Source organism: Pirellulales bacterium, from assembly GCA_036490175.1.
Lineage (GTDB): Bacteria > Planctomycetota > Planctomycetia > Pirellulales > JACPPG01 > JACPPG01.
In genome coordinates this window covers 1-24,888 of sequence record DASXEJ010000271.1, presented here as the reverse complement: position 1 = coordinate 24,888, position 24,888 = coordinate 1, and the positions used below count along the sequence as shown (strand labels likewise).

Genomic DNA, 24,888 nt, shown 5'->3' with positions numbered 1-24,888 from the left:
GTCCAAATTTGCGGGTGGGAATCGTATCGGAACTCGATGCGATGGATTTTGCGACCGGCGCGGCGGCCGTCGCTATGCGTTGGTTCAGCAACGTCGTGCCGGCAGCCGCCATCAAGCCCGTCTTGAGAAAATCGCGCCGCTGGGAACCGCTGGCAGGATCGCGCATGGCTCGGGCCTCCACGGACATCACGACTTGATTGGGGAAATGCGTTGCCAATCCGCTCGCTCGGGCAAACGCCGGTGGCGCACCAGCAACGCCGTCGATCATAAGTCTTTAGCCACGCAATTGCCACTTTTTTGGTGGCTACGGTTTACCCTCTGCGGCCACGCGGACACGGTCCTTTCCGTTAGAACCTGGTCCGAAATCTCATAACCCGGGTTGCGGCCGTCGGTCGCCGCTCTTGCGGCCGTGAGTGGCGTGGGCTACTTATGAGGCGTCCTACCCGCTCAGACGCTCCGCCCACCCACCCTCGCCCGCGCTCGCCACAAAGGAGATCGAATTGATGAACGCCTTGTTGTGTTGCCTGGCACTGAGCGGCGTCTACGACGAGAAATACCTATCCTGGGTTACCGAGCCGCCTACCGTGTCTGCCCTGCCGGCCTCGGCCGGCCAGCGCCTTACAGTTGCCGAGTTATCTGACTTGGAAACCGTGCCGCCAACATTGCCCTTTGCCAAGCCTACGGCCGGTGTTCGCGCTCCAGACGGCACGTTGTGGGTCGGATCGAAACAGGGCCTGATGTACCTGACGGCTGGCGCAACGCGGTGGCGGGTTATTCATTCCCGCCGATGGCTGCCCGACGACGACGTACAAGATCTGTCTGTCTCTGCCTCGGGAGAAATCATCGTCAAGACACCGGCCGGCCTGGGCACGTTGCGCCGGCAGGAGACGACGCTAGAACAAAAGATGGCCGAGATAAATCAGACTCTGCAAAAGTATCATCTGCGCGGGGGAATGGTCGGTGAAATCCATCTCCAAGAGCCGGGCCGGCTCGACGCCGGTCACAGGCAGTACACAAACGACAACGATGGTCTGTGGACCAGCCTCTACGTGGCCGCTGAGTCTTTTCGCTATGGAACTACGGGCGATCCGGAAGCAAAGAAAAATGCCCGCCGCTCTCTCGAAGCGCTGATGTTTCTGGAGCGCATCACTGGAATTCCCGGTTTCGTCGCGCGCAGCGTCGTGCCGATCGACGACGACGCGCGAAAATATGGAGGCGAATGGCACCGCTCGGCCGATGGCAAGTGGTGGTGGAAGGGGGACACGTCGAGCGACGAGGTTGACGGCCACTTTTTTGCCTACTCAATTTACTACGATACTGCCGCTGACGACGCGGAAAAGAAAGAGATCGCCGAGTACGTCACGCGCATTACCGACCACATTATCGATCATGGCTTTTATTACGTCGGCCCCCCGGGCCAGCCCACGACATGGGGCGTTTGGGCGCCGGAAAGCTTGAACCACGATCTGCGGCGATTGGGCGACCGCGGGCTCAACTCGCTCGAGTTGCTTTCGCACCTGAAAGTAGCAGAACGGCTGACGGGCAACCCTCGTTACGCGCAGGTCGCCAAGGAATTGATCGACAAGCACAGCTACGCGACCAATACCGTGCTGCAGAAAAACGTCTGGCCGCCTGACCGCGTCAACCACAGTGACGACGAATTGGCATTCGTGGCCTATTACCCGCTGGTGATCGCTGAGCGCGACCCGCTGTTGCGCAAATATTATATGGCTAGTATCCGGCGCACATGGCACATCGAACGTCCGGAACATAGCCCGTTTTTCAACTTCATCTACGCGGCCGGCTTACAGGCGAACAAATGGACCGATCCAGCGAAGCGTCCTGACGCCGCCCTGGTCGATCCGCAGGAATATGATCTGGCCGCGTGCATAGAATGGTTTCGTGACGTGCCGCAGGATACGACCGAATGGGTCGTAAAAAATAGCGATCGGCGCGACATCGTCATTTCCCTGGTAAACCGTGCCGGCCATCCGGCCGGCGATACGGTATTGCCAATTGCGGAGCGACGCGTAATGAAATGGAATGGCGACCCGTATACCCTCGATGGCGGCAATGGCGGCCGGGGGCGCGACGACGGGACATTCATCCTGCTGCCTTATTGGATGGGCCGCTACCACCGATTCTTGGATTGAGCCGCCGGGTACGTTGGCGAGGCGGTGGGTCCGAATATCGGGCGATTGTCCTGGCGACATCAGCAGGTGAGCTGCGCCGGTGGCATTCGCTTGACCGTTGCTCTACTATTGGGGCTCTTTGCCAGTAGTCGCAACCCAGCCAGCCCCGCCCCAGAAAGATCAAAACTGTGAAGCAGTCCGCAAACGACGCCCGCGCCGCAGCGCCCTCGGGCAGATACAAGTGGGCGGTCGTGGCCATGCTGTGGTTTATCTGCTTCTTTAACTACGCAGACAGGCAGGCGATCTTTTCGATTTTTCCGCTGCTCGAGGCGGAATACGGCTTTACCGAGGAGCAACTTGGGAGAATCGGATCGGCCTTTACATTGGTCTATGCGATCACTGCGCCATTTGCCGGACAGGTCGGAGATCGCTTTCCGCGCAAGCTCGTGATACTCGGCGGCTTGTACGTCTGGAGCATCGTCACCGGCTTTACGTCACTTTGCACCAAGGTTTGGCATTTCGTCCTCGTGAGAGCCTCGGAAGGTTTAGGTGAGACGTTTTACTTTCCGGCATCAATGTCGCTGGTAAGCGACTATCACAGCAAACGCACGCGCTCGCGCGCGATGAGTATTCATCAAACTAGTGTCTACGCCGGCACGATCGGCGGTGGCGCCCTGGCCGGTTGGATGGGGCAGACCTACGGCTGGTGGTCGTCATTTGTAGTGTTGGCCGTGGCGGGGGTTGTGCTCGGTCTGGTGCTGACGGTTTTTATCCGCGAACCGCAGCGCAATGAGGCCGAGCGCGCTGAAAGCGGTGGTGCCGACGCCCTACATCCGCCGGCCACCATGCCGTGGTCGACATTTTTGGCGGGCCTGCTGCGGAATCCCACGGCGATCATGCTGATGGTGGCCTTCTTTGGCGCCAATTTTGTGGGCCTGGTGTTCTTGACCTGGATGCCTACGTTCTTGGCGAAGGATTTCAAGCAGAGCCTGGCGGCTGCTGGAGTTGGAGCCACGGTCTTTATCCAGGTGGGTAGTATGCTGGGCTCTATTGTCGGGGGGACGCTTGCCGATCGCTGGAGCCACGGACGTCCGGGTGCCAGAATCGGCGTGCAGTCGCTGGGGTTGCTGCTGGGCACGCCGTTCATTTACCTGTGCGGATCGACAAGCGAGCTTTCCATTCTCATGGTCGGCATGAGCTTCTTCGGATTCTTTAAGGGATTGTACGACGCCAATATTTGGGCGTCGCTCTACGACGTGATACCGCCGGCGCGGCGAGGTTCAGCCGTGGGTGTCATGAATATGGTTGGGTGGTTTGGTGGCGGTCTCGGTTCTTACAGCCTGGGATGGGCCGTGACCGAGCGCGGTATGACAATGGGGGCCGTCATCGCATCGACAGCACTCATCTATTTGATCGTTGGTTGTGTACTGGTGCTGGTCGCGCTCCTGCTGGCGCCCCGCGACATCCGCAAGGCCGCCATAGAGCAATAACGAATGGCCTCGACGGTAACGGATCGTGTCGACGGTGCGGCAGACAGACACGCTTGACGTTCCTGCCGCCCTGCGATCAACTCGAAAAGGGACATCCAAAGGGTCGCGGCGACCGTACTTAAAGTTCCCACAGCCAGCGGAAAGGTCAGGCGGATATGTGCGGTATCGTGGCCATGTTCTCGCGGCGCGATCCGGTCTCGGTCGAGGCCCTGCGTCGCGGCATGCAAACGCTTGTCCATCGCGGGCCCGACGGCCAACGTCATTGGGTTGCGCCGCACGGTCGCGTCGCGCTCGGGCATACGCGGCTGAGCATCATCGACCTGGTCGGCGGAGATCAGCCGATTGCCAGCGAAGACGAACGGCTGCACGTGATCGTCAATGGCGAGTTCTACGATTACGAGCGGATTCAGCGAGAATTGGTAGCTCGCGGCCACAATCTGCGCACGCATTCGGATAGCGAAATCGTTCTGCACTTGTACGAGGATTACGGCTCACAGGCTCTTCAGCAGTTGCGCGGCGAGTTTGCCGTCGTGCTGTGGGACGAAGCAAACGGCACGTTGATGGCCGTCCGCGACCGATTCGGCGTCAAGCCGCTGTATTACGCGCAGGTCGGCGATACTTTGTTCCTGGCTTCCGAGGCCAAGGCCCTGTTTGCCGCTGGCGTGCCGGCCCGCTGGGATCATGAGTCGTTCTTTCAGCTTTCCCACGTCTATTTCGACCAGGATCGGTCGTTGTTCGCAGGCGTGCGGCAGGTGCCACCCGGCTGCTATTTGCTGGCAACGCAGCAACACACGCAAATCGTGCGCTACTGGGATTTCGATTATCCCCGCATCGACCAGCCGCAGCCCCAGCGGAGCGACGAGGAGCATATCGAGCAAATGCGCAGCACGCTCGACGAAGCCGTGCGCATTCGACTACGGGCCGACGTGCCAGTGGGCTGTTACCTCAGCGGCGGACTTGATAGTTGTGCGCTGCTGGGCATCGCGGCCAGGCACCGTTCGGATCCGATCGAGGCATTTACCCTGTGCTTCGACGTGGATTCGTACAACGAAGAGTTCGTGGCCCAGGAAATGGCCGAGCATGCGCACGCCAATTTTCACCCACTGCCGATCAAGCAAGCGCAACTGGCCGATAACTTTTCGGACGCTATCTGGCACAGCGAGACCTTGACGGCCAATCCTCATGGCGTGGCCAAGTATTTGTTGAGCCAGATGGTCCGCGACCACGGATTTAAGGTCGTGCTGACTGGCGAGGGGTCTGATGAAATTCTTGGAGGTTATGCCCATTTTCGCCGCGATATGCTGTTGCACAACGCGGCTGGTCAGGATCCGCAAGAGGTCGAACGCCTCTTGGCTGAACTGACGCAAACCAACGAGGTTTCTCGTGGCGTTCTGCTTCCCAGCGGTGAGCCATTGCCGATGGACGCGGTGCGCCGCACGCTGGGATTCGTTCCCTCATGGCTCGAGGTTCGTTCGGCCAATGCCTTTCGCTATCGGCGCCTGATGCGGCCCGAGTTCATGTCGGAGTTTGCCGATCGCGACGCGTTCCGCGTGTTTTTGAATCGGTTTGACGTGCAGGGACAATTGGCCGGCCGCGAGCCTGTGAATCAGTCGCTGTACCTGTGGACCAAGACGATGCTCGCCAACTACCTGTTGAACATGTTGGGCGATCGCATGGAGATGGCGCATTCCATTGAGGGGCGGGTGCCGTTCTTGGATCACAAAGTCGTCGAACTGGTGCGCGACTTGCCTGTGTCGATGAAAATCCGTGGTATGACGGAAAAATACGTGCTGCGCGAAGCGGCCAAGCCGTTCATTACCGATACGGTCTACCGCCGCCAGAAGCATCCGTTCCTCGCGCCGCCGTCGGGCCTCGAGCAATCCGGACGGCTGAGCCAATTGATGCAGGACACGCTACGCAGCCCAATCCTGGAATCGCAGCCATTTTACGATCCGAAGTCGGTTTTGGTCCTGTTGGACCGTATGCCGGAGATGGACGATCAAAAACGCAGCGGGGCGAGCTTTATCTTGACCCATGTGCTGAGTGCGTGCGTGCTGCACGAACGGTACAAGTTGTAAATGATGAACGACGAAGGCAGAATGCTGGATGCCTGAGGAAAGCGCTTCGTCACTTCTCCATCGTTTTACCCATGCTCGATCTAGATGCCGCCATTCGCCAGCGCCGCAGTGTGCGCGGGTATTATCGTGACCGACCGGTGCCGCGTGAGGTGCTACGCGAGGTGTTGGAGCTGGCCCAGCATGCGCCCTCGAATTGCAATGTACAGCCGTGGCGGGTGTTCATCGCCAGCGGTGCGGCGCTCGAACGGTTACGGACCGCGTTGTGCGACGCCATCATGGGGGGCGAAGTGCCGGGCGTGGAGAATGCCATTGACGCGTTCCACGCGGAGTATCGACGGTTGCAGGTCGCATGCGCAGTGACAATGTATCGCGAAATGGGAATCGCTCGGGACGACTACGAAGGGCGGATGCGCGCCACGCTGCGCAATTTCGAGTTCTTCGACGCACCGCACGTAGCGCTCGTGTGCATGGACGATCGATTTGGCCCTCGTGTGGCTGTCGACGTGGGGGCCTACGTGCAAACGCTGTTGTTGGCGCTTTGGTCGCGCGGCATTGGGTCGTGCGCCCAGGCCAGCTTGAGCATGTACCCGACGATCATCCGTCGCGAGCTTGCAATCGCCGACGATCTGCGGATTCTGTGCGGCATCTCCTTCGGCTATGAAGATCCCGCTGTACCGGCGAATCGTACTCGCCAATCGCGCGAGCCGATCGAGACGAACGCCACGTTTCTCGACGCCTGAATGTTGCCGGGCTACCTGCACGATGTCGCGCACCTAAAAACGCTGCGGGTTATTTGCAACCTGGTCCGTGGCGTTTTCGGCTCCCACTAGGTCGTATGGGACCAAACGATGCGCTACAGCAGTTCGCTGAGCAGGCGTCCCTTGGAAAGTGCCATCGGCCGCCCGAAGCGATCGTGTAGCTCGGTCGCCGGGTCGATCCCTAGTTGCGTCCACATCGTGGCCAGCACATCGGCGGGCGCGACGGGTTGGCTGGCCACATAGGCTCCCTTGGCATCGCTGGCGCCGTGAACTGTGCCGCCGCGAATACCACCGCCCGCCAGCAGGCACGAATAGGCGCTGGGCCAGTGATCGCGGCCGCCTTCCTTGTTGATGACCGGAGTACGGCCGAACTCGCCGGTCTTGATTACCAAAGTCTGTGACAGCAAACCGCGCGAAGCCAGATCTTCAATGAGAGCGGAATAGGCTTGATCCAAGCCCGGCATGCGGTGCTTGTAGGTGTTCTGGATGTGGCCGTGCGTGTCCCACGATTGATTGAATGCGTTGTATGACACCAGTCGCACGCCGGCTTCGATGAGCCGGCGGGACAGCAACAGCGACTGCCCGAGTTGCGTTCGGCCATAACGGTCGCGCACGGCGTCGGGCTCGCGCGAAAGATCCAGAGCATCGCGCAACTTCGGATCGATCAACAGCTCGTAGGCGCTTTCGCGCAACCGGTCGTGCGATTGCGTCAGCTGGTTCTCAAGATACCGCGTGGCGGCGTCGACCTGGGCGCGCAACGATCGCCGTGCCTGCATTCGCTCGGACGACACATGCTCGGGCAGCGTAAGGTCGAGCGGTTTGAACTCCGGCTTGCTGGGGTCGCCGGAGATAAGAAACGGGTCGGTAAGGCTGCCCAAGAACCCGCCGTACTGACCGGGCATCCGGTTCGACGGACCGGGGATGCTAAGCCAATTGGGAAGCGAGACGCTCACGGGCATGGCACGGGGCGCTTGCTGCAAGTAATTCAGCACCGCACCGGGACCGGGAAAGTCCTCGCCCCGCGCCTCGCGATCTTCATTCCGCTGATCGGTCGAACCAGTCAGCGTGATATAGGTGCCGGCGATATGGTTGTTGAAATCGTGCTCCATCGAACGGATGAGCGCGACGTGGTGTGCGATCTTGGCCGTTTGAAGCAGCATCTCGCCCAGCCGCAGTCCCGGGACGGTGCTATCGATGCTGCCGAAAGGACCACGAATTTGCTCGCTAGCCAGTGGCTTTGGATCGTAGAGATCGATGTGGCTCAGGCCACCCTGGAGCAATAGAAAGATGCAACTTCGTTGCGAATCGTTCACGGTAGCCGATGCCGCGGCACGCGCCTGTGCTTTCGTCGCCAGGCTGCCGAAAACCGATAACCCGCCAATTCGCAACAGCTCGCGACGGTTCCAATTGTTAGGCAAGGCAGAATGCATCGGCAGGCTCGAAATTTAGGCAGGTACGACGCATATGCGGCGTTCCCAACAGTGTACCCACCCGTGACCTGGGCCGCCAAACGGATTGCGGGGCCGTCTTGATTAGCCGACAGTTTAAAGAGGCCAGGAGTTTAAACCACGAATTGCACGAATGAGATGGCGTATGTCTTAGTTGAGCTTGTAGAGTCGCCGAGCATTTTCCCGCAGGAATTTTATTTTCACCTCGGATTTCAGTGGCAGGGCCCGCGCTTGTGCTGCGCATTTCTCTAAGGCGAGCATCGGAAAGTTCGTGCCAAATAAGACCTTGTCCGAACCGTAGGTGTTCATGAAGTGCAAGAGCTGCGGCGGATAGTATCGCGGCAGATAGGCGCTGGTGTCGATGTAGACGTGCTCGTGCTTCCAGGCCAGTGCGATCATCTCATCGGTCCAGGGGTAGCCGATATGGCCGCCAAGGATCTTTAACTCGGGGAACGTCAGCGCGACCTCGTCAAGGTACGGAATGGGCCGGCCCGGCTCCGACGGCATGAGAGGCCCTGTGTGCCCGACTTGAGTGCAGAACGGAATATCGAGCTCGACGCATTTTACATACAGCGGGTAATAGAGCTTGTCGTTCGGTGGGCGATTCCACAGCCAGGGGATGACGCGCAGCGCCTTGAAACCCAACTCGCGGACGGCGCGATCCAATTCGCGCACCGCCTCGACCGGTTTTTCCAGATTCACCGTAGCCACGCCCACAAACCGCGTGGGAAACTCGCGAACGAATTCATGTATCCGCTCGTTGCTCATGATCGCCACGCCGGGACGAGCCCAAGTCGTCATGCACAAGCGTTCGATGCCAGCGGTGTCCATCATGCCGACCATCTCGGCAGCGCTGACACCGGTCTCAAGAACGTGTGAGGCTCCCGACTGGCGAAACAGCCTTTCGATCTCGGGCACGGACTGAAATAATTCTTTAATGGCCGGATTGGCCCAAGCGTCGATGATTTGTATTTGCTCGTCGGACATATTTGCGACTCCTATGAGAATCGTGCTGCCTCGGTCGAGGCACATCCTACGGCCACCTTAGGGAGTGCGGCAAGCAACCCGATCGCTGCTAGCGCGATAGGTCGTCGCTCCGAACTGGGAACTTCCTCGCGTCGTTATACTGACAAGAAGCGCTGACAGGCTTATTCTGGCGTGTTGTGAACGATGGAGATCATCGTCAAGGCGAAAATGCGTGTCTTGCTTTTCGTTCCACACCCGCATCAGGATTCAAAGACAGACCAATGACTATGCTTGCAGGACGTGTCGCAATCATTACCGGGGGAGCCAGCGGCATCGGACGCGCCACGGCGTTGTTGTTGGCGCGGCAGGGCGCCCATGTCGTTGTGGGTGACGTTAGGCTGCACGAAGAGCATGACTCTGCGTTCGCCGAGCTAGGAATTCATCAGCAGCGGTGCGACGTGCGGCGAGAAGCCGACATTGAAGCCCTGGTGGCCAACGCGCTTGCCCGCGGTGGCAAGATCGACATCGTCGTGAGTAACGCCGGGATTGGACTGGTCAAGCAAATTCCCGACGTGACCGAGGCCGAGTGGGATGCGGTGCTGGACACGAATTTCAAGGCTACGTTCCTGCTCGCGCGGCACGCGATCCCGCATCTGCGGGCTGCGGGGGGTGGCGCGATCGTCGTAACGGCCAGCAACGCAGGGCTACTCCCCCGAGCTCATGACCCGGTCTACTCCACGAGCAAGATGGCGCTAGTGGCCATGACCAAGAGCCTGGCCCTCTGTCATGCGCGCGACCGGATCCGGGTGAACGCCGTCTGTCCCGGTCCCGTTGCGGACACTGGCATGATGAACGCCGATTTGGCGGCGGCCAGCGATCCAGTGGCCGAGGCGCAGCGATTCATCGGCGCCAGCCCATTGGCCAAGGCCTTTGGGCGCATGATCTCGCCCGAGGAAGTTGCACAGGCGATCCTGTATCTGGTTAGCGATGCCGCGGTAATGGTTACTGGCACGATGATTGCCATCGACGGCGGCAAGTCGTTGGGCGTAGCGTCCTGAGAGAGCGCGGAACGCCGTGCACCAAGCAGATCGTCGCGGCGTTAATCCTTGTTGCTGCCTTTCAGCGTTCAACACTCATAGTTCCGCGCCGAGATGTTCTCTACTGCGAGACTTCCGGATCGCGGAACGGTAGTCCCGTTTCGTACAGATTGAGGCGGTCTTTTTGTTGGATGGTGTCGCGCTCTTCGGGATTCTTGTTCATGGCGATGGCCTTTTTTTGCCATCGGATGGCCTCGTCGAACTGACCGAGCTCGGCGTAGGCGGCAGCCAATATGGCGACGTCGATCCATTCTTCCCAATGATCCAACTCGCAGGCCTTGGTGGCGTTTTCGAGCGCCAATTGACCGTCGCGATGGCCGACCGATTCACACGAGGCGTAAAGTCGCGCCTTGTTGCGATAGGCGCCGGGCTCGTCGGGGGCGATGCGAATCGAGTCGTCCCAATCCTTGAGCGCCTGGTTGTAATGTCCTTCCTTGCTCCACACGTACCCACGACTGTCGTAGGCGTGCGTTAGCTTAGGGTCGATTTTGATGGCCTTGTCGAAGTCGGCCATTGCCTTGTCGTATTGCTTTTGCACGTGCCAATTGATGCCGCGATTGGAATAGGCCAGCGCCAGCTTGGGATCGATGCGGATGGCTTCGTTGAATTGCTCATTCGCCTTGGTGTAGTTGTCGAGGCTTTTATAAATACAGCCGCGATCGTTGTAGAACATTCCCGTGGTGGGCGACAGGCGGATAGCCTCGCTGAGGTCGGCAAGCGCCTTCGTGAATTCGTGGATGTGATGATAGACAGATCCCCGCGCCTGATAGGCAATCGCCGCCGTTGGTTCGATGCGAATCGCCTCGGAAAAATCCTTGATGGCATTATCGTAATCGTGCTTCAGACGCCACGCGAGCCCGCGCAGCAGGTAGGCGTACGCGGCACTGGGAGTCCGCCGCAGCACATTGGCGTAGTAGGCCGGAGCGTCGTCGGCTTTCACGACTTCGCCGGTTCGGACCCAGGCCTTGCCGATCCACAGCCAGTCGCCGTTGACCTTGGTGACCTTTGCCGGAAACGCCACGTCGTTCCAGCCGAACGTGCGGTCACCCAGCTTAGGCTTGGCCGTTTCCTTCAAGAAGATTTGCTGGCCAATCCAAGCGTCGTCGGCCAGCGCGGCGGAAGTAACCAGCGCCCAACATGCACAGAGTGCGAACCCGCATTTTCGCATCGAAGCCTCGGTCGTGGGAATGGAAATTTATTCAGTACCGTTCGCCTGCTCTGACACTTCTGGATCGCGGAATGGCATATCCGACTCATAGAGCGCCAGCCGCGCGTTGAGATCGGCGACATCCGCCGGTTCGGGATCTTTATTCATTGCGATCGCCTTCTTCTGCCATTGCACGGCTTCGTCGAATTTACCCAATTCCGCATAAGCTGCCGCCAGCACGGACACGTAACGCCATTCCTCCCAATGATTCAGTTCGCAGGCGTTTCTGGCACTTTCGACGGCCATCTGGCCGTCGCGGTGGCCGACCGACATGCAGGTGGCGTAGAGCCTGGCCTTGTTATAGTACCCGCCCGGCTCTTCCGGCGCCGCGCGAATGGAATCGTCCCAATCCTTGAGCGCCTGATTGTAATGTCCGCGCTTACTCCATACGTATCCCCGTCCGTCGTAGGCAAAGGAGTTTCGCGCGTCGATCTTGATGGCTTTATCGAAATCGACCATGGCACGGTCGTAGTCCTTCAGGAATAGCCAATTCACCCCGCGGTTGGAATAGGCGATCGACAGGTTAGGATCGAGCCGGATGGCTTCGTCGAACTCTTCGGTCGACTTTTGATAATTGTCGCGTCCTCGGTAGCTGCAGCCGCGGTCGTTGTAGTACACGGCCACCTCCGGCGCCAGCCGAATGGCTTCGGTCAGATCGGCCAATGATTTTTCGAAGTTTTGCAGGGCGTAATGCGACGACGCCCGCGCGCAATAGGCCGAATGCGCGGTGGGCTCGATGCGAATCACCTCGGTGAAGTCTTTGATGGCATTGGCATAGTCGCGCTTAAGGTGAAACGTCACACCGCGGAGCAGAAGCGCGCCAGCATGGCGTGGATTCTCGCGGATCACGCGTGTGTAGTACGTGGTGCCGTCGGTCTGCTTGACGACCTCGCCGCGGCGGACCCAGGCGCTGCCGACCCACAGCCAGTCGCCATCGACCTTGGTGATCTTGGCGGGCATCGTGACGTCGTTCCAATCGAGCGTGCGACTGCCCACCTTGGGCCGAGCATCAACTTTCAGGTAGACGCGCTGGTTCAACCATACATCCTCGGCAACCGCGCTCGAGCTGGCGATGACTAAGACGCCGTGCAGAAGAAGGAAGAGGGGCAGCAAAGGGCGTAACGGCGGCATGTCTGAGGATCCTTGGCAAACGAAAGCACATTCACTTTGCACGGCCAGGGCAACTGTAAAGCCGGCGGTGGGGCGTCGGTGCTGCTACGGGCGAGCGGCCCCAGGACTGAATGCGAATCCCTGCAAGTTTAGCTTATGGCGCACCGCTCGACGTTTCCCGACTTTGCCGCGACGTGTTCGTGGCATGTACCGCTTCAATGTATAGATGGCACGGCAAAAATCGACAATCGCGGTCTGCGGTCGATCGGGCCGCACATAACTGTCGCTGAATTCGATCACTTCATACCACGGCGGCCCGCTGCCTGCAGCGTGTCGAGACCGAGGTTCAGCAAATCTCCGATCGCGTCGATCGAAACGTCCGCCGCCGGATACTGCGCCAGTGCCTTGGGATCGACGGCGTAATGCCCTTGGCGAGGGAAGACAGTCGTGACACGGTCACCCCAAGCCTGCTTCATGGCGGTGAGAATTCGCAGCTTGTCGTCGACCATGACATAGTGTCGCGCCGGAAACTGCTCGGCCACGCTGGCCAGTTCCTGCTCCTTGTGGATGTATATCAGCACGTTACCGTCGACTGCGTCCCATAAACCCGATCGCTCGATCTTGCGCGGCTGAAATACGACGTCGCCGTCGGACAAGATGGCAACCCGACCCCAGTGGCGGCAGTGCGTCAGCACGTCGAGCGCCCGAGGGTAGAGTCGTTCGGCAAATGGATAATCGACCAAAAAAGACGACATCCGCAAGAGTTGCGGGTTGTACATGTCCTGGAGTCGGTAACGCTGCAAGGCGCCGAGATAATCTGCATATCCCAACTCGCTGCGCAGCTGCTCGAAAATATCCCAATACAATTGCCGGCTGGCCTTGCCGAATTCGCTTTCCAAGTGATCGAGTAGATCTTCCTGGACGCGATCGTTATCGAGCAGTGTGTTGTCGACGTCGAACAGCAGGACGAGATCTTGTTCGTTACTCATGGCGCCTCGGACGTTATGTGGTTGTTCAACAGCGGTACGTTGTACCGCGCGAGCGTCTCTGATTCGAGGGTTTTTGATATACAGTTTGCCAATGGCCGATACCGGGCGCAGCGCTTGATCGTGCGGCGACATTGGACGAAACGGGTCAGTACGTTAAGATAAGTTCCTTGACCAGTAGCGGGCCAGGTAATAGTAATGCGGCAGCGCCGTTTTGAACTTCAGTGAGGCAATTTTTTCTGCAAGGAGGCGGAAACCTCAAGCAGGAAGAACAAGCAGGCGACTCTTACAGCTTTCATGTCAGGAGGATAACGATGCCACGACGTTTGAGCGCCGCACGGCGCGCACGGCGATCGCAGGGTCAACTGTTTCTAATCACGTGTTTGATCCTCGGCGCGGGCGCAGTCGCCAGCCAATCGGCACACGGCCAAGCCACTCGGCCTAAGCAGGAGTCGCAGACGGTCGCGGAAGGTCGCTTGTATAACCTGACGGCAGACCCTTTTGTCTTTCAACTGCACCGCGCGGATGGCGTTGCCTGGACCGATGGATACGTCGTTCCGCCGGGAAAGTATTTCGCGATTAAGGCCGTCCGACCTGGAGACCGGTCCGAAGTGCAAGGCATCACCGGCAACGGCCGTGGCTACGTTATCATTCGGCACCGCGAGCCGATACTAAATGGCTACATGACATTGAGATTGCCAGCCCAAAATCCCGCAACGCAACAGGTGCAGCCCATGTGGTTTGCCGTCAAAGACGCCAATGGCATCACGCGCATGGTGCAGGAAGCGAATGTCGAGCAGGCCAAGGCAGTGCAAGAGAAATTGCAACACCAAACCCCGATGACGCCCGTCGAACTGGAACGCTCGCGGCACATGTTGCGCGCGAATTGGGTGCTGACTGACTAGCAACTGCGCGTGCGTCACGTCTCGTTCGGCCGAAAGCAGACCCTAAAAGCGACTGCCACTGAGAGTCCAAGTCATCCCTGCGTAGCCGCCGGACCCCGTGTCGAAATTTCCGCCGGGAATAATCGGATAGTAATCGATCGCCGGGGTGAAATTGTTGGGTTGCGGAGTTGAAGCATTGGATTCAACTCGCTGCGAGGCCCGCAGTTGCTCCTGCTGACTGGCACGTTTCGCCTCGGTGATGGCAATTTGCTGCTGACGGGCCGCATTGAAGCTCTTTTGCAATTGGGCGCTGCTCTGCTGTTTGACCGCGAATGAGGCCAGCTTTTGGTCGACTTGGGCGGCGGTCATCGACAGCACGTCTGGCAATTGCTGACGGATCTTGCGGGCATAAACGGGCGAAGCGACGGAGAGCGTCTCCGTCAAGTACGCCTCTGCGTCGATGGCCCGTTGACCAGACAGCGTGTCGAGCTTTTCGTGCATACCCGCCAGGAAACGCTGCAGCTGGATAGCTGTCATGCGTTTGATCCCGACCTCGAGCCGCGCCTTGATTTGCTTGACCTGGCTGGCATCGTACATCTTCTGAGTATCCAGCCATTTGTGGAATTGCGCTATCATCTGCTGCCAGTCTTCGCTGTGAAGTATTTCTTCGCGGGCCGCCGAGAACTCAGCCGCCTGGGATGGATCTACCTTGCCGGCGGGGGCGGTCTGGACTGGCTTGCCAGGCTTGGGTTTGGCGGCGGCCGGTACACGGGTCGCACGTGACTTGGCTGAGCCCGCTTGCGCCGCAACATTCGCGGGTGAGGCCAGCAATGCCCCGGCGACGCACATCGCGCCGGCAACCAACGACACGAACCATTTAGCGCGCGAGCTCGACGGCCGGATCATACTTTTGCTCCTGTCGTGGACCGGACGGCATTGCGCCGCCAGGCTCAGCCAAGGGGAGTTACTTTTTTGCTTGTTTGCGGGTCGCACGCAGCCTGAAGTCTAGACCTGGCTTTCCGTCCACAATTTCGTCGACGGATTCCCAAACGGCCGTATTATCATCGACACGACTGTAGAGATTCGTGGCCGAGGTGTGCTTGCCATCAGGCAGAACCCCGCTGGTGGTTACTATCCAGGCATCGCCGTCTTTGGCCCAAATGCCTTCGCCGAACCCGCCGTGCGAGTCAAACACGAAGGAACGAATGCGCTGGTGAACTGGATCCCAACCGATCCATTGTGTTGCGGAGATAGGTTTGTCGTCTTTGGGTGCGACCTTGACCTGCCTTAGGATATACGCCTTATCAGGTCCCCAACTGCAGGTGGCTTCGGCCGTGGCGTGTGGACCTTCGGCAGTCCAATCGCCAATCATCCAAGCCAGATCCTGGAAATGATCGGCCGTGGGCGGGGCGCGATATAGGGACTCGCGCACGCCATCGATCAGCCACTGGCCGTCCCGTTTTACCCACACGGCACAGTAGCGGCCTGGCGATTGACTATCTCCCGGCGAGATTGTCCGCTGTATGATGCCGTCCTCGAACGCCACGTCGGCAGTGAGAAAGCGAATGGCGAGAGTTTCAGTCTTTTGAGAAGGCTGTGGAATGTGGTCGTCGTCGCCTGCCCGGCGCTTCGATTGAGCGATCGCAGCTTGAATCTTGTAGGCATGCCCCAAGTGGTCGACATAGTCCGCATCGGGCGCCCAAAATGCTGCGATCGCGTCGACATCTCCGTGTTCGACGGCTTCTCGATAAGCATCGACGGCCTTGCGCAGCGACGCTTCGTCACTGGATGCGGCAGTGGTCGCGGCTGGTTTATTCGGCGGTGCCGCGACCGCGAGCAGTGGCTGAGCGACAAACGCCGTGGCAACCATGAGCAGCCACGCGCGGGAATGACAAAAGTGCATCACGTGTTCCTGCAAGTCCTCAAGGTCGGCACAATGCATAAGTCGGGACCATGGGAGGTGACGCCGCCCGTAGGGACGACATCTTCTGATATCTACGCCTCAAATTCGCCAAAGCAACAGTAAAAACGGGGCGGTCGGCACATTCCGCACGTACCGGCCAACCGGCGGCGGGGCCATCCGTCGCAATCGGTCGTTCCCAGTAATTCTACCGCCGGGCCTGGCAACCGGCGACCCGCTGTAAGTTGCAGCGTCATCGCTCGTGGTTAGTGCCAATCGGCGGCGGGCCAAAGGACGGCCGTGCCGTCGCGGCTGCCGGTGAGGAGCAGCTTGCCATTGGGCGAGAAGGTGACCGAGGAAATCTCCTGCGAATGCTGCTTGAGGTGCAAAATCTCTTTGCCCGTCGTGGCATCCCACAATTTCACGGCATTGTCTTGCCCCCCCGTGGCGGCGCGGCTGCCGTCGGGCGTGAAGGCCACCGAGGTAACGGCGGCGGTATGTCCTTGTAGCACGTTCAGCACGGCGCCGGTTGCCACATCCCAAATGCGCACGGTCTTATCCTCGCTGCCGGTCATGACCTTGGTCCCATCGTCGGAGATAACAGCCGCCAGTACGTCCCAATCATGCCCTTTGAGCACGGCGATCGATCGACCGGTTTCCAGATCCCAAACACGGGCGGTCTTGTCACTCGAACCTGTTACGACGCGTTTACCGTCCTGCGAGAATCGCGCCGAGCGTACCGAGTCGCTGTGGCCATCATCCGCGCCATCGCCCGGCAGCGTAACGAGAAGCTTGCCGGTGGAGGCGTCCCAAACTTTGGCGGTCTTGTCGTCGCTGGCCGATAGCAGCTTAGTGCCATCGGGAGAGAACATAATGGAATTCACATATTTGTCAGGAGAGGCCACGAACTTCAACTCCACTGCGCCGGTCGTCGGGTTCCAAACCTTGATTGTGCCGTCCCAACTGCACGTCGCCACGCGTTGGCCGTCGGGCGAAAATGCGGCCCCGGCAACCGCGCCGTGAGGGCTGAAGGCCATCACCTCGCGCCCGTTGTCGATCTGCCACAGCTTGGCGTCGTTGCCCCCTGCGGTGGCCACGTGCGCGCCGTCCGGAGAGAAAACCGCCGACCAAACAGCGTTGCGGCCGGTATCGATAAGCGCGTCTCCGGCTCCGCCGGCTCGGGCTCCATGGATCTCTGCGCCCGAGGTCAAGTCCCATAGCCTTACTTTGTTGTCTGCGCACGCCGTCAGGGCACGTCGGCCGTCAGCGGAAATCGCTACCGACGAGACTGCGCATCCGGCCGCATCGATTTCGCGCAGGATTCGCGGTCCACTATCGAGCTTCCAAAGACGAATGCGATGGTCCTCGCAAGCCGTGACGACATATTGCCCATTATGCGAGGCGGCCATCGCCGTAACGCCTTGGGGGTGCTTCAGCACCTGGGCGATCAATTCCTTGCCCGTTGCCACGTCCCATTGGCCGACGGAATTATCTGTGCTCGAGGTCAGCAAGCGTTTGCCGCCGGCCAGAAACAGCGCGGCCGTTATTTTGCGGCTATGCCCTTCGAGTAGATGTAATCGCTGACCGTCAGCGGCGCTCCACAGCCTGCCGCGCCCGGCGGCATCACCGGTGTAAAGGATTTGTCCATCAGGTGAGATCGCCACGGCCGTGACCTCCGAGCGATGCCCCGTAAGCTCGCTTAGCACATTGCCCGTGTCGACATCTAGCAGTCGACACGTGCCTGCGTCGCTGCCGGTGAGCAAGCGTTGGCCATCGCTCGAAAGGGCGAAAATGCCTTCGCGGCCCGTGTGATCGAAGGTGCGGATTTCGCCACCTTTGGCCACATCCCACGATCTGATCGTATCGTCCCCCGCACCTGTGAAAACCTGGCGGCCGTCTGGTGAAAAGGCCACGGAGGAGACGAGGAACGCATGTCCTTCACTTAGCGAGGTCGGCTGTCGCCCGGGGGCAATCTCCTGGATCTTGGCCGTGCGATCGCGGCTGGCGGTCACAATCCGCTGGCCATCGGGCGAAAAGCTCGCCCCCAGCAGGCCATCGTCGTGTCCGCCAAAAGTGCGCACCTCTTCGTACTGCGTGGTATTCCAGATTTTGGCCTGATGGTCGTAACCGGCCGAGAGCACTGACTGTCCGTCCGGAGAAAACGAACACGTCCGGACCCAACCGGCATGCCCACGCAATGTTTGTCGGCAAGTGGCTTGCGACAGCTCCCAGAGCTTGATCGTGTTGTCGTGGCTGGCGCTCATAAGCGTGTGGCCGTCGGCGGAAAATCGCACGCAGCGTACCGGCGCACCATGACCGACAAGGGCCAGATAGTTCGGCTTGGCCGGCCGGCTGTTGGTGCTGAGCGACGCGAAGTCGAAAGGTTTCACCTGGTCAGGTCGCCAGATTAAAATGCGCTTGTCGTAGCCGGCCGTCGCCACGTGCTGTCCGTCGGAGGAGAAAGCGGCCGAGTAGACCGGCCCCTCGTGACCTGTGAAAGGTGCCCCCTTTTCTTCAGAGGCGACCGACCAGATGATGGCCGTCCCATCCTGGCTGGCAGTCACGATGTGCGATTCGTCAGGCGAAAAGGCCGCCGACCAGACCCAGAAGGTATGACCCTTGAAAACGCGCAATTGTTCGCCGGAGTCGACATCCCAGAGGCGGGCGGTGTTGTCGTAAGAACCGCTCAACAGGCGTTTGCCGTCGCGGCTAAAGGCGACGCTCAAGACCGCATCGGTGTGACCATTGAATGTTTTGACGAGCGCGCGGGTCTCGGCATTCCAAAGGCGTAGCTCGCCGGTTTCATCGTTGCTGCCGGTGGCAATGAGTTGGCCGTCGGGCGAGTAAGCCACGGCGTGTACATACATGCCGTGCTCGATCACACCCACCGGCTGGCCCGTTGCCACGTCCCACTCGCGCGCGTGCCCCTCCCAGCTTCCGGTCAGGACGCGGCGACCGTCAGGCGAGTAGCAGGCGGCATCAATGGGCCCGTCCTCGCGGAACGTCTGTGCGCTCTGCCGACAGAGGTGCATCAGCCGCCCCCATTCCCAATTCCGCAAGTGGGGCGGACAGTCGTCGAGTAGCCGCGTGGCGTAGCCGAACGCGTTCTCGTCGATCTTGGCCGCCACCAGACCGACTTGCGCAATGTATGCTTCGTATTCCTTTTGCTGTTTCAGGATCTGTTCCTGTTCGCGCAGCGCGGCCTCGGCCTTTTCGGCTGCCACGGCGGCCTGCTCGGCTGTTACGGCCTTGTCACGATCGGCTTGCGCCTCTTTTTCGGCTGCTTCGGCCCGATCGCGCTGCTGCTTGGCGACTTGTTCTGCTGTTACGGCTTGGTCACGCTTGGTTTCGGCATCTGCTTCGGCGGCGCGGGCGTTCGTGGCTTCGAAATCGGCGCGAGTGGCCTGCGCCGTGGCCTCGGACTCGGCGACGACGGCCCGGTCACGCTGGGCGCGAATTAGGAAGAACGCCGCGGTGACCACTACGACGACCGTAGCAACCAGCCCTTGGGCTGTGCGCACCATCAGCTTTAAGCGTCGCTGGCGGACGCTGCGCTCTCGTTGGGCGGCCGTGACCTTGCGTCGTAGGTTGGCGAACGAAGGCTCTTCGGCATCCAAGAGCGAAGCTGCCAGGTCCAAGTCTCCCTTGGCCATCGCGCATTCGGCATAGGCCGATTTGGCGACCAACAACGCACGGCTGGCACGTTCGTTGCCGTCCCACAGCGACAAGGCCTCTTGAAACCCGAAAACCGCGCGGGCGAAGTCCTGATAGTCGCGGGTCGTAGTCGCCTGGGCGAGGTCTTCGTCGGCACGATCGGACAGCAAAATGCTTTCCGAATGGGAGTGGTACAGCCGAATCGCGGCTTGGAATTCCAGAACGCTGTCGTAGCGATTCTGGATTTCGGTGGCCATTGCCTTGCGGGCGATGTCCATCAGTTCGCCCGATTCGTCGGTGGCCTGAATTTCGTTGCGGGCCACGGCATACAGGCAGCTCATCACGTCTTTGCCGGCGTGCGGCGGTTTGCCGGTGAGCACCTCGTAGAGTATGGCGCCGAGCAAGTAGACGTCGCTGGCCGTGCCGATGCGGTCCAAAGGCCCGCTCGCCATCTCGGGGGCCATGTAGGCGGGCGTGCCTCCCATGCCACCGGATTGCATGACCGAGCCAAGATGCCGAAACCGAGGCGCCAGTAAAGCCAAGCCCCAGTCCATCACCAGCACTTCGCCGTAGTCGCCAAGCATGACGTTCTCGGGCTTGAGATCGCGATGCACGACGCCGCGCGAATGGGCAAAGGCCACGGCATCGGCCACTTTCATGAGGATTTCGAGATTCTCGCTGCGGCTTTTCTGCCGTACGACCTTCATCCAGGGCGTGCCTTCCACACGCTTCATGGAATAAAACAGCGCCCCGGCTTCGTTCGAGCCCAAGTCATAGATCGGCACGATATTGGGATGGTCCAAATCGCCGGTGACCACCGCCTCGGAGAGGAACTTCTGACGCTGATCGTCGTCAGCCGCCATCTCTCGGCGGATCATCTTGATGGCCACTGTGCGGTCGATCGATGCCTGGCGGGCCGAGTAGACCACGCCCATGCCCCCCTTGCCGATCGTATCGAGCAGCTCGTAATCGGCGCCGTGGGGTGACGGTTCCTGGGGAGCACGCACCGTGCGTGGTCGCACGACCAGATGCGTTTGCGATGCTCCGCCTGGAGTGGCCGCCTTGATCGTCATCCCCGGTTTCGTATCGGGGGCGATAGTGCCTTGCCACATACCGGTCAGCATTTCCATCTGCTCCGACGGCATCTCGGCCAGGTCGACCGTTGCTCCATGACCATGCGTGGCACGCGGATCGTCGTTCGTCGGAGACGCATCTTCGACGAAGGCGAAGGTCAGGTCGCTATCGGTTACGGCGCGTGGCGCCGCCGGATCACCCGATACGGTTTGGTCCGGCTGGATTGCCATCGTTGCCGAGAGGTCCACAGGCGGCGGATCGCTCGGTGCTTCTTCTTCGAAGGCGATCGTATAATCGCTGCTGGTGACAGTACGCGGACCCTCTGGATCGTCGCCCTCTATTGCCGCTGGCGACGTCGATTCTTCCGGCGGAAACTCCGACGGCGCGAGTTCCTCCGCGAACGACAAATCGGCAACGACTCCCTCTTCGAACGCCATCGTGAAGTCGTTGCTACTGACCGTGCGCGGTCCATCTTCTTTGACGGGGTCGAAGGGTGCTTGCTGCGGTGGCCTCTTGGTTTCGTCCGCCGCCGTACGGGCCGTATCGTCGATAAACCCAGGTAGCGGCTCAATTCTGGCCGGGGGTGAGTCTGGGCGCGACGACTCGGCGGCCACGCCGGCGCCGAAGGAGTCGGAACTGATCGTACGGTCAACGATTTTGCGAAGTAGCGCCCGCACTCCTCGCACGCGGACGATTCCTGGGACGCTCGCTGGAGCATCTATCTCGCCAGGCGCCCCCTGGACCGTGGGGGCGGAACGCGTCGGCGCGGTGCCAGGCTTCAAGGCGGCGCTGCAATGCGGGCAGTGCGTGGCCTCTGCGGCTACACTCGTTAGTTCGGCGTTACAAGCAGGACAAAATCTCATAAAACGCGATCGACGAAGAAACCTAGTGTCTTATTTAGGGCGCGAGGGATTTCCGGCAATATCCTGCTTTGCGCGACGCAAACGACGACGCAGCCGTGCGGCTTTGGTCAATGCTTCAGTGGGCGCTTGAGCGAGCTCTCTGTCGACTTCGCGCGCCCAGCGGTCGCCGCTCCAGACCGAAGTTGCCGCTACCGCGGCGAGCGCAGGGCCGAGCAGGTGGCGATACTTTGTCTGTGATGCCTGATTTCGCGCGAAGATCGCGTCTTCTCTCGGAGCCAGGCTGGTCGGCGATGGGTCGACTGCACCGGAAGCGGTAGGCAGCTCAAGCGGCGACACGAGCGAAACGTCACCCGGCTTGGCCGGCTCAGCCGTCGCCTCGACGGCGGCCGGTGCGTCTTGCACGTGTGCGTTTTGTTCGCGATTTGCGGCAGGAACTTCGGGATGCTGATTCAACTGTGAAGTCGGGGGCCGGTCTGAAGTGCCTTCGGACTGGTCGGTTGGGTCGATAGGCTTTCCTTGCCGCACGACGGCGTCCATGATCAATCGCTCGGTCCCCTGCTCGACGTAGTACAAACGGTAATGATCGTCAGGCAGCTTGCCGAACAAGTCCGACAAGTTATTCAAGATGTCAACCGGCAGCAGGACTACACCCTGCTCAGTGCCGGCCTCGAGGTCGACGGTGCGGAGCGCAACAACGGCCTTGGTGGCCGCTGTTGTCACACCCTGTGGCGCACGAGGATCAAACTGCACCGTCGTGAATGAGAGGACAATCGGTTGCGCCGCGCCGTAATCGACATGCGCAATCTCGGAAATGATCGTGGGAATCGTGGACTGCTGCTGGACATAGAAGAGGGCGAGCGCGCCACCGAGAGGGCCGAGCCCAGGCACCGCGGCGGTTCCGGCAGCAGCCGCCGACAGTTGGGTATCGTCGTTGACACTGACATGAATTGCGATTGGTGCCGAGGGATTGGCCGGATCGGGGGGGGCGATATAAAAGTGCGTCAGCGTGAAGTTCCCCTGGGGAACATTCTGGATTACTTGCACCGTGTCGCCCCAGTTGATCGTCAATGTCAGGGGGCTGGTGCCGGGATGAGTTGCATTGCCGACGATCGTTACGATACCGTCGGAGCCGACGTTCGTGTTTTTGTAGTCGATGAGCGTGGGAGCGATATCGTGAACCGTGATCGACGTAAGCGCGGTGCCCAGACCGTTATGATCGTCGACGACCGACACCAAGACAGGGTTGACCTGGTCGGGCTGGCCGCGCGTATTGTCGGTAAAAGCGTGCGATAATGTGAAGCTAGTCGAACCGGCCGCTAGCGCGATCACTTCTTGCGCCGTGCCGTCACCCCAATTGACGGTCAGCGTAAAATTGTCGGCAGGGCCCGGGTCGAAGATGGTGCCTGTCAGCGTGGCGGTATTGGCTATTTGCAAGCTGCCTGGCGTGATCGAGAGGCCACTGACCGTCGGCGCCACATTGCTTACAAGCAGCGAGGTGTCGCCTGTCGTCGAGAGCCCAAAGTTGTCCACGACAGTGACGTGAATGGGCGTCAGCTCACTTGGGCTGGGATTCGCATCTTCGTAGAGATAGACGTGCGTAAAGGTGAACTGGCCCTGTTGGTTGACCGCGAATGTTTGTGGTGCGCTGCCGTCTCCCCAATCGACAGTGACTTCGAATGAGTTGGTGCGGTTGCTGGTAATCGTGCCCGTCAGCGTGGTCGCGGAGCCTTGGTCGACATTCGTGGCCGACAAATTCGATAAAACCGGGTAAGGATTCACGCTCGACACCGAAACCGTCACTGTGCCGGGCAGAGAGGATGCACTTTGACCAAGCGCTGCGTCGGTGGCGACGGCGATCACGCTAAAAGTGAAGGGGGGCGTATCGACCCGGCTGTCCGGCATTGTGATCGACAAGCCGGTGATCTGATCGAGCGTGAACGTGTAACTGGACTGGCCTGTATGGTCGACGCCCAAGCCATCCTGAAGCACCGCGTTGGTGGGGACGTTGGAAAGGTCGAACGTGAGAACTTCGGGCTTGTTGCTATCGGTCAGTGCGCCAGTGATGCTGATCGGAATCGGGAGACCGTTGAAACCAGAGACGTTGGGCGTGTTGACGGTCAATGTGGGCGGGTGCACTACTGGCGCCACAGTGATGGCCACCGTGTCCGTGTCCTTCATCGGGCCGCCCAATCCGGTTGCACCCAGGTCATTTGTGGTCATCGTCAGCGTGTCGGGCCCGTAATACGCGAACGTGGGCGTGTATGTCAGCCCTGGTGCCAGTACGGCGTTGGTTTGCGCGACTGTACCAAGTATCTGCAACGCGCTGGTGCCATTGCCCAACACGACCGCGCCATTGCCCAGTTGAACGGTGCCACCCGGCAAGACGATCGTGCCGGGCATCGTGGTGTCAATCGTTAGTACACCCTGAGTCACCTGGAACAGGGTGGTGAGCGGCGAGGGACCCGAATCTACGTCCGAAATGGCCAAGCCCGTAATGACCAGCGGTATGTCTTCATTCGTTTTCTGTGGCCCTGGCACGGTGTTCACGGGGGCATCGTTGACCGCCACGACCGTGATACCGACGGTGTCGGTATCTTTCAGTGGTCCGCCTGTGCCGGTGGCACCCAGGTCGTTGGTGACCATCGTGAGAGTATCGGCGCCGTTATAGTTCAGGCTGGGCGTGTAGGTCAGTCCTGGCGCCAACGCAGCGTTGATCTGCGCCGTGGTGCCGACGACTTGCAAGGCGTTAGTGCCATTGCCGACGACAACGGCGCCGTTGCCTAGTTGGACTGTGCCACCCGGCAAGACAACCGTGCCGGGCATCGAGGTATCGATATTCAGTACCCCTTGGTTGACTTGGAACAGCGTGTTGATCGGCGACGTGCCGGAATCCACGTCTGAGACAGATAGCCCTGTGATCACGAGCGGCGTATCTTCGTTCGTTTTCTGTGGTCCTGGCACCGTGTTAATGGGGGCATCGTTGACCGCCGCGACGGCGATGGCCACCGTGTCCGTATCTTTCATGGGGCCGCCTGCGCCCGTGGCGCCCAGGTCGTTGGTGACCATCGTGAGAGTATCGGCGCCGTTATAGTTCAAGCTCGGCGTGTAGGTCAGTCCTGGCGCCAACGCAGCGTTGATCTGCGCCGTGGTGCCGACGACTTGCAAGGCGTTGGTGCCGTTGCCGACGACCACGGCGCCGTTGCCCAGTTGGACGGTGCCACCCGGCAAGACAATCGTGCCG

Annotated in this window: 15 protein-coding genes; 6 read left to right on the top strand and 9 right to left on the bottom strand. The window is 60.1% G+C overall.

Annotation, left to right across the window (positions count from 1 at the left end; genetic code table 11):
* The first annotated feature begins 503 nt into the window (after nucleotides 1-503).
* The 4 genes from VGG64_20350 to VGG64_20335 all read left to right on the top strand — a co-directional run bounded on the left by VGG64_20350 (nucleotide 504) and on the right by VGG64_20335 (nucleotide 6,440).
* Nucleotides 504-2,153: a hypothetical protein gene (locus VGG64_20350; protein HEY1601965.1), complete on the top strand. Its 1,650-nt coding sequence runs from the start codon at nucleotides 504-506 to the stop codon at nucleotides 2,151-2,153.
* Nucleotides 2,154-2,320: 167 nt separating this feature from the next.
* Complete coding sequence (locus VGG64_20345) at nucleotides 2,321-3,622, top strand: MFS transporter (protein HEY1601964.1); 1,302 nt, start codon at nucleotides 2,321-2,323, stop codon at nucleotides 3,620-3,622.
* Nucleotides 3,623-3,777: 155 nt separating this feature from the next.
* The gene (gene asnB / locus VGG64_20340; protein HEY1601963.1) at nucleotides 3,778-5,700 is read left to right on the top strand and encodes an asparagine synthase (glutamine-hydrolyzing); all 1,923 of its coding nucleotides are present in this window, start codon (nucleotides 3,778-3,780) and stop codon (nucleotides 5,698-5,700) included.
* Nucleotides 5,701-5,771: 71 nt separating this feature from the next.
* Nucleotides 5,772-6,440, top strand: a complete 669-nt coding sequence (locus VGG64_20335) for a nitroreductase (GenBank protein ID HEY1601962.1) — start codon at nucleotides 5,772-5,774, stop codon at nucleotides 6,438-6,440.
* A 113-nt stretch (nucleotides 6,441-6,553) separates the two neighbouring features.
* Here VGG64_20335 and VGG64_20330 read toward each other — a convergent pair whose 3' ends face one another.
* Nucleotides 6,554-7,888 (bottom strand): DUF1501 domain-containing protein, encoded by a 1,335-nt coding sequence (locus tag VGG64_20330; protein ID HEY1601961.1) that lies wholly within the window; start codon nucleotides 7,886-7,888, stop codon nucleotides 6,554-6,556.
* 168 nt (nucleotides 7,889-8,056) lie between these two features.
* On the bottom strand, nucleotides 8,057-8,893 hold the full coding sequence (locus tag VGG64_20325) for an amidohydrolase family protein (GenBank protein HEY1601960.1): 837 nt from the start codon (nucleotides 8,891-8,893) through the stop codon (nucleotides 8,057-8,059).
* Between the two features lie 260 nt (nucleotides 8,894-9,153).
* Here VGG64_20325 and VGG64_20320 point away from each other — a divergent pair, with 260 nt between their 5' ends.
* Nucleotides 9,154-9,930: a glucose 1-dehydrogenase gene (locus tag VGG64_20320; protein HEY1601959.1), complete on the top strand. Its 777-nt coding sequence runs from the start codon at nucleotides 9,154-9,156 to the stop codon at nucleotides 9,928-9,930.
* Nucleotides 9,931-10,030: 100 nt separating this feature from the next.
* On the opposite strand, the gene VGG64_20315 is transcribed toward VGG64_20320, so the two are convergent.
* From VGG64_20315 to VGG64_20305, 3 genes are all read right to left on the bottom strand, one after another.
* On the bottom strand, nucleotides 10,031-11,137 hold the full coding sequence (locus VGG64_20315) for a tetratricopeptide repeat protein (protein HEY1601958.1): 1,107 nt from the start codon (nucleotides 11,135-11,137) through the stop codon (nucleotides 10,031-10,033).
* 27 nt (nucleotides 11,138-11,164) lie between these two features.
* A complete protein-coding gene (locus tag VGG64_20310; GenBank protein ID HEY1601957.1) occupies nucleotides 11,165-12,307 on the bottom strand; it encodes a tetratricopeptide repeat protein in 1,143 nt (380 codons plus the stop codon).
* Between the two features lie 275 nt (nucleotides 12,308-12,582).
* Nucleotides 12,583-13,275, bottom strand: coding sequence for an HAD family hydrolase (locus VGG64_20305; protein ID HEY1601956.1), 693 nt, complete (start codon nucleotides 13,273-13,275; stop codon nucleotides 12,583-12,585).
* A 311-nt stretch (nucleotides 13,276-13,586) separates the two neighbouring features.
* Between VGG64_20305 and VGG64_20300 the strand changes: the two genes are divergently transcribed.
* Complete coding sequence (locus tag VGG64_20300; GenBank protein ID HEY1601955.1) at nucleotides 13,587-14,177, top strand: hypothetical protein; 591 nt, start codon at nucleotides 13,587-13,589, stop codon at nucleotides 14,175-14,177.
* Nucleotides 14,178-14,219: 42 nt separating this feature from the next.
* Here the strand turns inward: VGG64_20300 and VGG64_20295 are convergent, their stop codons facing one another.
* From VGG64_20295 to VGG64_20280, 4 genes are all read right to left on the bottom strand, one after another.
* The gene (locus tag VGG64_20295; GenBank protein HEY1601954.1) at nucleotides 14,220-15,062 is read right to left on the bottom strand and encodes a hypothetical protein; all 843 of its coding nucleotides are present in this window, start codon (nucleotides 15,060-15,062) and stop codon (nucleotides 14,220-14,222) included.
* A 58-nt stretch (nucleotides 15,063-15,120) separates the two neighbouring features.
* Nucleotides 15,121-16,098 (bottom strand): SgcJ/EcaC family oxidoreductase, encoded by a 978-nt coding sequence (locus VGG64_20290; GenBank protein HEY1601953.1) that lies wholly within the window; start codon nucleotides 16,096-16,098, stop codon nucleotides 15,121-15,123.
* A 224-nt stretch (nucleotides 16,099-16,322) separates the two neighbouring features.
* Nucleotides 16,323-21,470: a protein kinase gene (locus VGG64_20285; protein ID HEY1601952.1), complete on the bottom strand. Its 5,148-nt coding sequence runs from the start codon at nucleotides 21,468-21,470 to the stop codon at nucleotides 16,323-16,325.
* Nucleotides 21,471-21,677: 207 nt separating this feature from the next.
* A partial coding sequence (locus VGG64_20280) for a hypothetical protein (protein ID HEY1601951.1) occupies nucleotides 21,678-24,888 on the bottom strand: 3,211 nt, incomplete at its 5' end.